This window comes from Nostoc sp. FACHB-888 (assembly GCF_014696655.1).
GTDB lineage: Bacteria > Cyanobacteriota > Cyanobacteriia > Cyanobacteriales > Nostocaceae > Nostoc.
The window spans coordinates 1-13288 of record NZ_JACJQM010000035.1 but is presented as its reverse complement, the minus strand read 5'-3'; the positions used below and the strand labels follow the sequence as shown (position 1 = coordinate 13288).

General features: G+C 40.8%; 11 protein-coding genes and 2 pseudogenes. 5 read left to right on the top strand and 8 right to left on the bottom strand.

Annotated elements, in window-relative coordinates; genetic code table 11:
* Positions 1-367 precede the first annotated feature (367 nt).
* From H6G26_RS20950 to H6G26_RS20935, 4 genes are all read right to left on the bottom strand, one after another.
* Positions 368-1159 carry a DUF3891 family protein gene (locus tag H6G26_RS20950; protein ID WP_190731092.1) on the bottom strand — a complete coding sequence of 264 codons (792 nt, stop codon included), beginning with the start codon at positions 1157-1159 and terminating at the stop codon, positions 368-370.
* A gap of 292 nt (positions 1160-1451) precedes the next feature.
* Positions 1452-1907, bottom strand: coding sequence for a DUF1392 domain-containing protein (locus tag H6G26_RS20945; RefSeq protein ID WP_190731091.1), 456 nt, complete (start codon positions 1905-1907; stop codon positions 1452-1454).
* Between the two features lie 342 nt (positions 1908-2249).
* Complete coding sequence (locus H6G26_RS20940; protein ID WP_190731090.1) at positions 2250-2960, bottom strand: GDYXXLXY domain-containing protein; 711 nt, start codon at positions 2958-2960, stop codon at positions 2250-2252.
* Between the two features lie 199 nt (positions 2961-3159).
* Positions 3160-4578: a DUF2157 domain-containing protein gene (locus tag H6G26_RS20935; protein WP_190731089.1), complete on the bottom strand. Its 1419-nt coding sequence runs from the start codon at positions 4576-4578 to the stop codon at positions 3160-3162.
* 260 nt (positions 4579-4838) lie between these two features.
* Here H6G26_RS20935 and H6G26_RS20930 point away from each other — a divergent pair, with 260 nt between their 5' ends.
* The gene (locus tag H6G26_RS20930; RefSeq protein WP_190731088.1) at positions 4839-5819 is read left to right on the top strand and encodes an RsmB/NOP family class I SAM-dependent RNA methyltransferase; all 981 of its coding nucleotides are present in this window, start codon (positions 4839-4841) and stop codon (positions 5817-5819) included.
* A 267-nt stretch (positions 5820-6086) separates the two neighbouring features.
* A complete protein-coding gene (locus tag H6G26_RS20925) occupies positions 6087-6563 on the top strand; it encodes an NUDIX hydrolase (RefSeq protein ID WP_190731087.1) in 477 nt (158 codons plus the stop codon).
* Positions 6564-6700: 137 nt separating this feature from the next.
* Here the strand turns inward: H6G26_RS20925 and pip are convergent, their stop codons facing one another.
* Positions 6701-7648: a prolyl aminopeptidase gene (gene pip, locus H6G26_RS20920; RefSeq protein ID WP_190731086.1), complete on the bottom strand. Its 948-nt coding sequence runs from the start codon at positions 7646-7648 to the stop codon at positions 6701-6703.
* A gap of 128 nt (positions 7649-7776) precedes the next feature.
* Positions 7777-9549 carry an iron uptake porin gene (locus H6G26_RS20915; protein WP_190731085.1) on the bottom strand — a complete coding sequence of 591 codons (1773 nt, stop codon included), beginning with the start codon at positions 9547-9549 and terminating at the stop codon, positions 7777-7779.
* A 1269-nt stretch (positions 9550-10818) separates the two neighbouring features.
* On the opposite strand from H6G26_RS20915, the gene H6G26_RS20910 reads away from it, so the two are divergent.
* Both H6G26_RS20910 and H6G26_RS43850 read left to right on the top strand, forming a co-directional pair.
* Complete coding sequence (locus H6G26_RS20910) at positions 10819-11403, top strand: transposase (protein ID WP_277883910.1); 585 nt, start codon at positions 10819-10821, stop codon at positions 11401-11403.
* 22 nt (positions 11404-11425) lie between these two features.
* Entirely contained in the window at positions 11426-11716 is a 291-nt protein-coding gene (locus H6G26_RS43850; protein WP_347242487.1) for a transposase family protein, read from the top strand.
* A 310-nt stretch (positions 11717-12026) separates the two neighbouring features.
* On the opposite strand, the gene H6G26_RS20905 is transcribed toward H6G26_RS43850, so the two are convergent.
* Positions 12027-12182, bottom strand: coding sequence for an HU family DNA-binding protein (locus H6G26_RS20905; protein WP_190731084.1), 156 nt, complete (start codon positions 12180-12182; stop codon positions 12027-12029).
* Between the two features lie 18 nt (positions 12183-12200).
* Positions 12201-12377: pseudogene (locus H6G26_RS20900) on the bottom strand (ISKra4 family transposase); the annotation flags it as partial.
* A 537-nt stretch (positions 12378-12914) separates the two neighbouring features.
* Here H6G26_RS20900 and H6G26_RS20895 point away from each other — a divergent pair.
* Positions 12915-13191 (top strand): annotated as a pseudogene (locus tag H6G26_RS20895) (transposase family protein); the annotation flags it as partial.
* Positions 13192-13288: the final 97 nt, after the last annotated feature.

Genomic DNA, 13288 nt, shown 5'->3' with positions numbered 1-13288 from the left:
GCTAGGAGAGAAAAACTAGCAGTAGGCTGGCTTCCCCAAAATTGTTAGGTAAGCGGCAGGGAGCAGACATCGCATTCCTATAAAAATACTCTACTGAATTATTTGTTTCAGTAGAGTATATAAATGTATATGTATCTTATGCCTCTAAGCATTATTTTATTCAATAGTCAATGTTTATACCACCGTACAAGTACTGGGAGTTTTGAACGGCACGCTGACTTGTAACGGGTGTGGATACGAAAGTGGCGATATTCCTTGGAGGTGCAGTGAGTTGAGCATTAAAGCCAGTGATAGCGTAATTCTATCAACGCTAAACATGAGTTTATCGTTCAGTTTCAGTCAAATATTTGATTCAAAATCTCATACGTCAGCCTGGTATCAAAGTAGTGCTTAGAGTTACCCAACAATCACTTGTCAAAACCTTTTGCATCGCTGCTTCATCGCTAAAGGTTTCTCGCAAAAGGCGTCCTTCATAGACCAGCTTGATTTCACTTTGCTCAAATACCCAAGGAGAAATGATTACTGTATGAAGATGCTCTTTATCTTCTGTCAAACTTAACTTTAATGTAGTAGTACCATTAGTTGTTGGAACTTGATTGACATAGTGTTCTCCAGTTTTTCCTTCACATAAAATTATCGAAAGTGCATCCCATGTTGCTACAAGCTTTTTGTTTCGCTCTATTACCTGTGGCATTACATAAGATGCATAATATCCATCTTTTTGAAGAAGTTCAATAATCTGGTTTTGAAAAGCATACTCGTTTTTGAAAAAATCCTGAACAATTCGAGCAGACTTTTCTGAGTTCTGCCAATTTGTGAATCTCTCATACAATCCTGTTCCGTGCAATGAAATCAGTAGCGTTGCATATCTACCTAAAGGAAGTGCTAACTGTTTAGCACCCGACCAAATGTCTATATGTACCTCAGTTGCCAATTCTGTAAATTTGTAAGGGTAACCAGTTTGGGGGTTAAGCGTAGGCTGTTGCTCCCACCGCAACCACCCAATGTCATGCTGTTCTGCGGCTAGAGAAACTTCTTCTTTGGGAAGAAACTGACCAAATTGTTCATTACCCCAAGCTCGTGCTAATTGACCTGAAAGCCAAGCATGATGTGGTTGAGTGATACAAATCACTCCATATTTTGATACGCGATGCAGCATGAGTTGAAATTTTAGCTTATGACTTGTTTTTCACTCTAGACAAAACAAGGGCTAATTTACTACAGTCTGTAGGTTTAATTTTAGAATTAACACTGTCTAACTATAAAAAGTTACTGTCAATGCAGAAAGCTAAACATTAGTGATGACGCAATTTTTGGAAAGCAACATCGAATTTGGGATTCAGTTGGCTCACTATTCAGATTCAATCCTAGCAATAGTAAACCAACTCAAACAATTAAACACACACTCGGATGAACACACTAACTTTTTTGTTAAAACTTTAAAAACACAATCATACATTCACTTTGACTAAATCCACATCTGCAAGCCAGATAATTCTACTTTGAGCCGATGCCATTTCATCCAAAATTGGAGAACGCCATTCTACTGCATATAGCCAATTGTTTTTCAGGCTAAAAATCCCTTGAATAATACGACGTACTGGTTCTTCACTAAAATCAACTTCTACCACATCGCCCAATTTAAAAACTGGTGTGGTAACTGTGGCTGTTTCCACAAAGTTTGTTCTCAAAAATTCTTCTTGAGGCAAGTAGAGTATTTCACGACAGCAGACAATGGCATAAATCCATTCCTGCTTCTCCCATTGGACACCACAACAGTAGCCTGATATATCAGAACTTGATAAAAAGACTTTTTCGAGGATTTGAACTGCTAATGGCGGCATAGCTTTTCCCCACGGTGCAGAACTATGCCAACAAGATTCTAAAGTGACAATTTGGTTAATCATGCAAAGCAATCTCTTTTTTATACATAAACTACTTTGCACTTGTGTAATCCGGATGTAATTTCAAAATCCAGTCACAGCAGTATCTTAGTGAACTCCAAAAAATAAATTATCCAATTTCTGAACTTCACTACGGCTCTAAGTCATACTGGGCTTGTTGCCGTGCTGCTTCTGTTTGGGTTGAGTCGATGGGGAGTATTATCTCCCGCACCTCTCATTTAGATCCGTGCGTGCAGCTTTCACTGCACACGGCTCCCGATGTTCTTAGCTTGCGCTTTTGCTCATGTGCTTGTAATCGTGGCAACTCTCGTGAATTGCTTCAAGATTATTTTTCTTCCAGAGACCTTAAAAACGATAGTTGCGATCGCGCACCCACATACTAACTGGGACTGCCTTACCCTGTGGATCTACTTTCGCCTTCACTACAATGGGGGGTACTTGTCCTCTACGGGCGCGTTGGGCTTGCAAATCGTTCCTCATCTGCTGCCGTTGGTTTTCTGGGATGTAATATGTTTCTAAGCCATAGTTGACTGAACCATCCTGATAAACACCTCTTAAAGCTACCTGATTGGCTCTTAAAGAACTGGGGCGATCGCTAGTCACTCGTAACGGTCTCCAAGCTCTAGGAACACCGCGACCAGAGGATAGTTGCTCTTGCAAAATCACGTAAACGTTGGTTCCTTCAGGCAATCTTCTGCCGCTTCCACGACCTTTGCTGACTAATGTTTGCCAACCAGGTAATCTGCTCAAATTTGCGGTACGGGATATATTGTAATCTAGCGCTAAGGTGTTACCTTGCAGCACATTGTTAGAATCTACAGGTACGGTTTGCAAAATCACCGTCTTACCTGTCACATCTGTATAAAGAGCTTGGGCTGGTACTGCCATAATTAACCCTGTTTGCAGCGCCAGAGGAACTAGTAAACGCCAAAAAGGTAAGGGCTTATTCGATTTTTGTTCAGTAGCAATCAAGTAATCCCGAAAAGTCACCTTACTGGAGAATTCTGCTTCGGGAGACAAGGTTTTATTTTTAGATTCAGAAGAACTATTAGTCATGAGCGTAGTCCTAAAAAGCAGAGGTATTGAGGAGGTCAAAAGTAACGAGATTAGGACTAACGCAGAGAAACTTTAAAAACTTTGAAGTACAGAGATTTTAGAATAAGTTAGGAGTTAGGAGTGGAAGGCAAAATCATCTTTATGGTTGACCTTTTCCTGACTTCTGAATTCTGACTCCTGAATTCTTTCATCCTTTACACTACTTCTTACTTGCAGAGCTACCACCAGGTAGACGGCGTTCAAACCAGAGTCCAGCACTAATTAAAGCAGAACCGCACAAAACAAAGACTAAGGACTTAAAAAGTAAATCGGTATCGTACTCTTGCACGCGACTGATAATTTGCAGTGTTAATAGCAGCATCCCGCCCCAAAAAGAACTTCTGTTACTTAATTTCAATCCTTCTTGAATTAGTCCCCAGGCTAATGTTGCTAGAAGTACATTGAAAATAAAAACACCAAGCTCATCAATTCGGCTGATAGTTTGATGCCAAAAAGGTACTATGGCTATGAAAGCAAGAAAGGTACCAATAACAGCAGTTGTGAAAATCACTTCACGGCGAGGAGGGTTATTTCTTTGACGCAGTAGAAACAACCATTGCAATACCGCCAAGCCACTGAGAATCCCTAAATCAATGATCGGCAGAGACTCGAACAAGTTTGTCAAAGTCGTTGGTCGATTATAACCATAATCTGGCAATTCCCAGACCCAACGAAAAGACAGGACATAAAAGACAATGCCAAAGCTTACCAATGCTAAATTACGGGCCAGAGGTTGAAACAATCTGTAATTTATGGTTGGAAACAGCAGGTCATCATAACTCCAGAATAGTGCAGGTGGGAGTGTAAAAGCAAAAGATGCCACCCAAGGGGCTATATCAGCATAATTCAGCAATGGCAGAGGATTAAGGTTGGCTTGTAAGGAACTAGCAAAGACAAAGGCTGCTAGACCAAAAATCCAGCGCGAACGGCAAAAGTAGGCTAAAGGGACAAATACCAGCCATGCTAACAAAGGCATATGCTGCACTACTAGCCGCGACCAAGTTAACTCACTTGAAGAGTACCACAAGCCTTCTAGCCCAGTCCAATAGCCGATTTCTACGAGGATAATTGACAGAATTCCTAAAGAATTTATGCACAAACTGAAGGCCATCACTACAACACCCAACCCCCAAGCGAGGAACAGTTGGGAAGTTGAACCGACAATATTGAACATTTGGGCCATCAGCAGTAAATTTGCACCGAAAATGAAGGCGCTTAAAATTAGCAACCCTTCTCCTAGTAAGCGTTTGCTTTTATCTGGCTTCTTTCCTTCAGGTGGTCTCCAATTGTAAAATCCAGTGATAGCGATCGCAAAGAACAAACTTATCATGAGAATAAATCTGACTTCTCGCGATCCTCCCTGCCAGTTTCCTGCTACAAAGGTAATTATGCCTAAGCATAAAAGTACGCCGCCTATAGCAATAGCAATCACTTTATTGCGATCGCGTGCAGCAGCTTCCAGGTTTTTAAATTGATAACGTTCTGCTATTTGCTCATACAGTGAAGAACTAATTAATCCTTCATCCCTCCATAATTGTGCTTCTTTGCGTAACTTTTGCGGAAAATTATCTAAGAACATGACCTTCTCCGGTGCAGTGGGGTAGCTTGGCCATTGCGTTCCCAATGGCGGTCATTATATTTTGAGTATGAAGCCAAAAGCCTTAATTACATTGTTCTTGTATAACAGTTTGATTTTGATATAACTTAATTCGTAATACTCGCCTTCGGCGAGAAGCAAGCTACGCAGTTCGGAATTAAGAAGCGTCATATTTCATATGGTTTTCACACAATTGCATCTTTACTCTGATTTTTGAAAATTGTTATTTTTTATATATCCAGATGGAAAAACCTTCTAATTTATTACTTAAAGTCTCACGGCGTTTGTTCACTAATCTAGATGAGCAAGAAAAATTTATCGATGCTTTAATGAATCCTCAGCCTTTTTCACCTAGCATTCTTTGGTGTAAAGAAAAGCCTGAAAATTCACCTTTAGCAGTAGAAACGCCAACCTATTGGCAACCACCATTTACTGAGCGTTTATACCTGGGAGAAAAACCTGGTCAGCATCTCTTGCATCAACAAGGATATTTCTATTGTTTAGATTTTTCTTCGGTGTTTGCAGCTACTACTTTGTTAGCTATTCCTGCGCCAGTGCGTTTAGTTTTTGATATGTGTGCCGCACCAGGAGGTAAAAGTATTTTCGCTTGGAAAGCTTTACAACCTGACTTACTTATCAGTAATGAAGTAATTGGCAAACGTCTGGGAATGCTAATTTCTAATTTGAAACGTTGCCAGATCAGCCCTAGTGCGGTGGTAAATAGAGATTCGAGTATATTTGCCGAAATGTTTCCCTGTTCTAGCAATCTAGTAATAGTAGATGCTCCTTGTACTGGACAATCTTTACTTGCTAAAGGTGAAAAAGCACCTGGGTGTTTTCATCCAACTGCTATTAATAAAAGTGCAAATCGACAAAAACGTATTATAGCTAACTCTGCTAAACTTGTTTCACCACAAGGATATCTTGCTTACATGACTTGCACATATTCACCTGAAGAAAATGAGCAAGTTTGTGAATGGTTTTTGGAACGCTTTCCCCAGTTTGAGGCGATGGAAATTAGTAATTTAGCTAAATATCAGTCACATTTAACTACGATGCCTTGTTACCGGATGTTTCCTCAAGATAGGTTAGGCGCTGGTGCATTTACAGTACTGTTTAAAAATACTAACGACTATGAAAATGAGTGTAAAGAAGTAGATTTAAATACAATATCTTCGCTGTATCTCTACCAAAACTTGAAAAAGAGGTTTGTTGACTGCTGACAGTTAACAGTCAACAGTCAACATAGAAAAATGTGCAACTTAGATGGGATGGGCGATAGTTTACTACGCGTCTTATTGCAACATACGGTAGGGGTGCATAGATGGCGCTACTTCAAGAATCAATAACTTTCAATAGTTAACTTTTATGGGTAAAAAACTTTTAACCTTTTCATAACCTAGAATTAACTAAAATTTATCCGGTATCAGCTCTTGAATTTTTGAAATAAACATTGTACAAAAAAGCTAGACCATACAGGATGCAGTTAGATGAGTCGAAAAATCAGCAAAGTCTTTAAACAATCTGGGGTGATTCCTTATAGAGTGAATAATGGCAAAGTCGAAATCTTGCTAATCACGACCCGTAATTTTCAACACTGGGTAATTCCAAAAGGAGATATTCCTAATGGCATGAGTCCACCCGCTTCAGCAGCCAAAGAGGCGTGGGAAGAAGCAGGGGTAATTGGGCAGGTAGACACTAATGAACTGGGAACTTACAAGTATCGCAAAGGAGGCAAAATTTACCGTGTCAAGATGTATTTGTTACCAGTCGAAATGCTAAGTGAAGATTATCCAGAAGCAAGTAAAAGAAAACGGAAGTGGGTAGAAGTGGCTACAGCTATCAGGTGGGTTAAGTTTAATTCACTCAAACGAATATTGAAAGGTTTTTTCCAAGTAAAATCTCATTTTTGTGCATTTCAAGATACTAGCCATATATATATAGAAATACGCCACCAAAAAGTATAATTTAAAACATTAATATTTTGATTCTTAATGAGTGATTCATCGCTTATAGCAATGTTTATTAAGGCTAAAGTCCTGACTACAAACCTTAATTTATTTATGCCTAGCTACTTATTAAAAAGTCTTGGAAGCGAAGCCCCTCAAGGGAAATCAATATTATCTGTTGCTTCAATTAAAGCACTGCAAATTCCTGGTTCACTCATCGAATGCCCGGCATCAGGAACCACAATAAATTCGGCTTCTGGCCAAGCCCGATGTAATTCCCAAGCTGATATCATCGGGCAAACTACATCATAGCGCCCCTGAACAATTACAGATGGAATATGGCGGATGCGGTCTACATTTAAGAGTAATTGATCTTCTGTTTCCAAAAAGCCTTTATTCATAAAATAATGGCATTCAATACGAGCGAAAGCTGAAGCAAATTCGCTCTCGCCAAACTTTTGCATGAGTTGTGGATCTAAAAAAAGTCTACTGGTACTCGCTTCCCAAATTGACCAAGCACGCGCTGCTGTTAATTGAATTTCTAAATCTGGATTGGTCAAGCGTTTGTAATATGCTGCGATCATATCATCACGTTCTGCGATCGCAATTGGTTTGAGATATTCTTCCCAAGCATCAGGAAAAATATAGCTAGCACCCTCTTGGTAGAACCATCGCAACTCTTTTTGTCTCAGCATGAAGATACCACGGAGAATTAACGCCGTGCAGCGAGAGGGATGGGTTTGACTGTAGGCTAATGATAAAGTGCTACCCCAACTTCCACCGAAGACCGCCCACTTTTCTATACCTAAATGTTGGCGTAGTTTTTCGATATCACAGACTAAATCCCAAGTGGTGTTTTCTCGTAATTCGGCATGGGGCGTACTTTTACCACAACCGCGCTGGTCAAACATTACCAATCGCCATTTTTTTGGGTGGAAATATTGTCGATAAAAAGGTGGACACCCACCACCAGGGCCGCCATGCAGCAAAACAATGGGTTGACCTTGGGGATTTCCTGATTCTTCAAAATGAATGGTATGAAGATCGGAAACCTTTAAACTACCTTCTAAGTAAGGCTCGATCGCTGGGTAAAGTTCTCGCATTTTGGATATTTTATATAGCTCTCCAATGGACTTCCACCTGCATAGCGATCGCCTAATACCATTTCACGAAATACTTGATACAGATAGATATGTAAGGGCGTACATCTGTGCGCCCCTACAGTAAACCTTTAGAAGGTGAAAGTTGTTCTCAGTGTACCGATAATCGCATCGTCGTTATCGCTGTTTTGACCGGGAGAAGTCAACCAGATAACACCAGGAGTTATTGAAATGTTATCTGACACGCGATACTTGTAAAAACCTTCAATGTGATAAGGTATATCATTGCCAGTACCAGCAAAAGCTGGTCGGTTAAACGAATAGGGTTCTGCACCAGCAAAAATCCCTAAAACGTTACCTTGTTTACCGAAGTCTGGTAAGGCTACCCCAACACCGTAACTCCAAGCTTCATAATCATCATCAACACCAAAGCCTGTGACATCGTGGTAAGAAACGAAGCCACTAATTGACAACTTATCGCTGGGTCTGAAGGCTGCTGATATGCCGTATGAATTACTGGAAGATGCGTTGAGTGTAGTGAGGGTGTTAGCTTGACCAGTACCTACGACGCGGTTAGTGCCAGCTAAACCACCACCTAAGTCAAATAAATTACCGCCTCCAGCACCATGATAACCGTGAACGTAGGTAGCAGCCAAAGCCAAGCGATCGCCTACACTAAAGTTCAACTGTCCAAGAGCTGCATAGTTACCTTCAAGCAAACCTTGATTTACTCCAGGATTATTAGCATTTGACGCCAAATAGCCTACAGTCAGTGAACTTGGCTTAAAAATGCTACCACCGCTACCAAAGGGTAAAGTCAGTGCTGCACCGGCACCACCACCAATCCGATAAATGGGACTTTCAGAAGCAAAGGTAGACAAAGCACCATTACCACCATCAAAGTCTTCAAAGTAAGGGTTGTTAGTGGCAGCATAATCGCTATGAATACCTCCAGTGCCCGCCAAGTAAACTTGGGCTGGGCCTATGGGTACGTAATACGCCAGCCAGTCTATAATGACACCGTTGTTACCAGTGCTGCCGACTTGAAAAGTTTGTGTGCCTTCAGCAGTATCGATAGGAAGACCACCATTATCTACTTGACTAAAGGCTAGTGCATTCCCGGCTGCAAGACGGGTGTGTAAAACGTCTTTGCCCGTGAAGCTGGTTTGTAAGTCTAAACGTACCCTATTTTGGAAGACAGTATTGTTAGCATCGCCAGTATTACCGCCAAACACATCAGTAACGGCAAAAATAGCTTCACCCACCAATTTTGTAGTAGTAGAAAACTGATTTGCTTCCAGTTCAGCAGTCCGTGCTTCTACAGCATCTACTCGGCCACGCAGAGTTGCTAGTTCTGCCGAGAATTCTTCTTGCAAACGTTGGAGAGTTGCTAAATCCTGTTTTGTCACCAAGTCAGCAGTTGCAGTGGCAATCAGTTCATTAACTCGATCTAAACAAGCATTTAAACCTGCGGCAAATTCATAACGGGTTAGTGCCCGGTTGCCCCGATAAGTGGCATTAGGGTATCCTGCGATACAACCGTAGCGTTCAACCAGAGATTGCAAAGCTTGGAATGCCCAGTCAGTAGGCTGTACATCAGAAAACTGAGAAACTGATGTGACTTGAGACAGTGAATTCTGGTTCTTGCCTTCACTGCTGTAGCGGTTAACTTCTTCTAAAACCTTATTTCCATCAGTGTTTTGGGCAACCAACTGCCGATTAACTTTTAGTTGCTCTGTTTGAATGGACATTGAAGCACTAGAAGCTATTGGTGCTTCTGTCTGAGCAGATTTTGCCTCAGAAGAACTTGCTACTTCAGCAGCCATAGCCCTAGCGGAAACCAACACCGTCACTCCCAAAACTACTGGACTTAGTACCAGAGTTTTCCACAATAGATGAGACATTTTTTTATTTTCCTTTCCCAAAAAAGACCCAAAATCACTGGCTTCAAGAAAAAGAGAACAAGCAGCTGTTGTACTTTTGGAAATCTTATCAGATTGTAGCGATCTAAGCTACATCTCACAAAAAAGACTGTTGACTGTTGACTGTTAACCGTTAACGTTCTAAAGTTGAATGTTGACTGTTAACCGTTAACGGTCTAAAAAAGAAAATATTAGGTTTTTCCAAGGCCTTTTTATAAAATATTCAAGGTAAATTCTCAGCAAAGAAATCTTTGGACTGACTATTTACGTTAAACATATCTGTCAATAGGCGGAAGCACAAAAAGAATATGATGAAGTAGTAGTGAAAGTTCCAATTATATCTCCTGTGTACTAATTTGTCCTTGGTTTACAGCTTCGATAACATTACCTCTGTTATAAACTTTCTTGCCCACATCTCTTTTATATCTCTGCAAAAAGAAAAATTAAGATGCTGACTCTCTCAATTAATTTCGTGAAATACTATTAGTTACAAGGGCTTAAAATTAATAAAGTACATAACTTAAGTCTCAAAAGAAGGCATAAAGTCTGTTTTACCGAAACAGAATTCAGGAGTCAAAAGTCAGCATTCAGTTGGATATTTTTAAGCTTCTCTACAAGAGGCTTTCGTCAACACGTACACTGTAGGCTTCCTGCCCAACAGAAAGTGCAGTAATGTATTTGTTGCGTCCTCCCTTACTCGTTACCCGCGATGCACTGACTTGTACTAAGCGTAGTCGAAGTGTACCCTCTTCCCTCCCAAGCAACAGACTCGGTAAAAATCTTGTATAGTTACATTTTATTATAATAATCATTATCATATAGGACTCCGATTTGATTTCTGAAAACATCCTGAGACTGAAAAGCCCGTTTTATCAGGGTTTTATATGAAATCTTGTTCAAAAATCAGATATGAGTCCTATATCCCTCTTCTGTCACTTTCCGGAAGGGCGATCGCTATAAGCCTTATGGGGCAATCAATACAAGCTATACTATTAGAAAAAAATGGGTCTTGTATTTGTTATTAGAAAATAATCGCGCGATCGCTTGCTATACAAAAGCTCTAGAATGCAGAAATGGCAAATGTTTTCGGAGAGTGACAGAAGAGGGATAACTCTGGCAAAAATGCTAGTCTTAATCTGCCTTTACCATCAAAAAAGGCGGCTAAAAGCGTAGCTAATAAAACAGCACCATCCCAAAAGATATTAGACTTGTCGGTAAATAAGAGAGAATAGACAGCAGTGGTAGGAAAGGATGATGCTGAATATTGAAGGTGCGCTGAAGCAAGATCGACTGTTGCGTGCATTAACTGGATTGAACCGGAAAGCGTTTGACGCTCTATTGCCCACCTTTAGCAGCACATACTTTGAGAATCAACAGACCAAGCCTCGTCAACGTGCCTTGGGTGGAGGACGCAAAGCCCGCTTGCTGACAACTCAAGACAAATTGTTTTTCATCCTGTTCTACTTCAAGTGTTATCCGACCTTCGATGTGGCGGGACTGCTATTTGATATGCATCGCTCCCAGGCACATGAGTGGATGCATCGATTGCAACCAATATTAGAAGCGGCTTTGGGACAGAAGATGGCACTACCGGAACGCCATCTCCAAAGCATTGAAGCATTTTTGTCACGGTTTCCCGGAGTCCAAAGGGTAATGATTGATGGCACAGAGCGCCCAATTGCCCGTCCTCAAGATCCTGAACAACAAAAACAGAACTACTCCGGTAAAAAGAAACGTCATACACGTAAACACTTGGCGGCGGTTGATGAAAGCAAACGGATTTTAGTGTTAAGCAAGGCAAGAGAAGGCAAACTGCCAGGACTTACGCTTTCATGACGAAGAAGATATTGCCGGCAGTGTGCCTGATGAAATTCCGATTGAAGTAGACTCTGGCTTTCAAGGAATACAGAAGCAGTATGACAATCTCCATCTTCCTCACAAAAAGCCTAAAGGGGGCGAGTTAAGTGATCTTCAAAAAGCAGAGAATCGCCAATTGAGTCAATCCCGTGTAGTTTGCGAAAATGCTTTTGCTGGTGTGAAGCGATACAACGCCGTCAGTGTCATTTATCGTAATCGGATTAAAAAGTTTGATGATCACTTGATGCTGACCGCAGCAGGATTATGGAACTTCTACTTGATGGCTGCTTAAGAAAATCCCAGTTGCAAGACCAACATTGCCTCACTCATCTTTTATTTCCCGACAAGTCTAATTTACGTTAATCGTTTCTGCAACAAACTGGAGAATACATTGCAACGTTCAATGAAGGAGCCGATTGGCTACGGCTTCGGCTCAAAGGGCAATCGCACTTTCTTGGCAGTAACAGCGATCGCGCTTGTGTAACATCTGCTATTCAACACTCACGTTTTCTCCGCCGTTGCCATACCCTGTTTTTATAAGAGCGAGGGCTACGGCTTTGCAGTGATTGGATTACTAGTGGTAAAGCAATTCATCTATGGTGCTACTTTTTCTTTAAACTGCAACAAACAGAAAATTCAGGCACAATGGTTACTGGAATTGTCCTTGGCTCATTGGTTTTCGGATTATGCCCTTCGCGGAAAGAGCGATCGCGTCGCTTGAATAACCTAAAACCAATGACAGTAGAGTCTATAAACATACATTAGTTTGGGCGTATCTAGCGGTTGGGGGAGGAAAAAGTGGAATTAGGAAAAAGATGATCAAAGCGTCCATTGACCCAAGCCAAACGCAGATGTAACAAATGGTTAAATCCGTCTTCACTCCACCGCATCCCAACACCTTTAAATCTCTGTTGAATCAACCATTTGCAAGCACTTTCGACCATGCCACTACCCGGGGTAAAAGTAGCGAGCCTGTCATGAGCCGCCACGCAACGCCTGAAAGCTATGTTCCGCAGGGGTTACAAAAATAAAATAGCTCTTTAACCCGCAATTCTAAGAATTAGCTTGTTTTGGCAGTACCAATTGACCTTTACTTTATTTGGTGGAGAGTTTTGCAACGTCACCATAAGGGTTTCAGGCTACAAAAATTAGAGCGGTTCAAATGGTACAGACCTCCATAGCCTATTAAGTCCACTAGAGCCTTCGCCAACAGGTAAAAGTAAGATTTTTTCTAAAAGCTTTACCTTGTAAAGCTTTTGAGAGTTAAGTGGCGGCAAATGACAGCCTCGCTGATTCCACCCCAATTTATCTTGCTGCTTCTGTTATTTGGCTCAATTGATTACACGCCCTAATGAATTTCAGATTTAATAATGGCAATCAAAACTAGTTCAACTGCTGCATTTAAGGGCAATTCTGAATAGAACTCTTGCAAAAGTGTTTTGTAGTATAATAGGGGGTTTGGCAATTTGCAATTAGGACTTTGAGGAGCAGTGAAAATAGAGAACGCCAAACAGCTTACTGCAAAAAAATTTAAGCCTCGGGACTGGAGTGAGCCGTAAAACCTTTGAATTAATGGTTGACGTAGTTAAAGCTGATGCTCAAAAAAAGAAGAAGCCTGGTCGCCGTCCTAAATTAACTATTGAAGACCAAGTTTTAATGGTTATTCAGTACTGGAGAGAATACCGCACTTATTATCATATTGGATTAGACTGGGGACTATCAGAATCGGCAGTATGCCGAACAGTTTACAAAATAGAAAACATTTTACCCACATTCCGCACTTCAATTTGAAGTATGAATTAATTTCAGTTAATGACAACGCAAAAAATTAGGATAATTAAGAAAATAATACTCAACGAATTTA

Bases quoted from the DNA above. Each gene is read 5' to 3' on its own strand.
- H6G26_RS20950 (WP_190731092.1), bottom strand. From the start codon at position 1,159: ATGCTGCATCGCGTATCAAAATATGGAGTGATTTGTATCACTCAACCA.
- H6G26_RS20945 (WP_190731091.1), bottom strand. From the start codon at position 1,907: ATGATTAACCAAATTGTCACTTTAGAATCTTGTTGGCATAGTTCTGCA.
- H6G26_RS20910 (WP_277883910.1), top strand. From the start codon at position 10,819: ATGATGCTGAATATTGAAGGTGCGCTGAAGCAAGATCGACTGTTGCGT.
- H6G26_RS20940 (WP_190731090.1), bottom strand. From the start codon at position 2,960: ATGACTAATAGTTCTTCTGAATCTAAAAATAAAACCTTGTCTCCCGAA.
- H6G26_RS20935 (WP_190731089.1), bottom strand. From the start codon at position 4,578: ATGTTCTTAGATAATTTTCCGCAAAAGTTACGCAAAGAAGCACAATTA.
- H6G26_RS20925 (WP_190731087.1), top strand. From the start codon at position 6,087: ATGAGTCGAAAAATCAGCAAAGTCTTTAAACAATCTGGGGTGATTCCT.
- pip (WP_190731086.1), bottom strand. From the start codon at position 7,648: ATGCGAGAACTTTACCCAGCGATCGAGCCTTACTTAGAAGGTAGTTTA.
- H6G26_RS20915 (WP_190731085.1), bottom strand. From the start codon at position 9,549: ATGTCTCATCTATTGTGGAAAACTCTGGTACTAAGTCCAGTAGTTTTG.
- H6G26_RS20905 (WP_190731084.1), bottom strand. From the start codon at position 12,182: ATGTTTATAGACTCTACTGTCATTGGTTTTAGGTTATTCAAGCGACGC.
- H6G26_RS20930 (WP_190731088.1), top strand. From the start codon at position 4,839: ATGGAAAAACCTTCTAATTTATTACTTAAAGTCTCACGGCGTTTGTTC.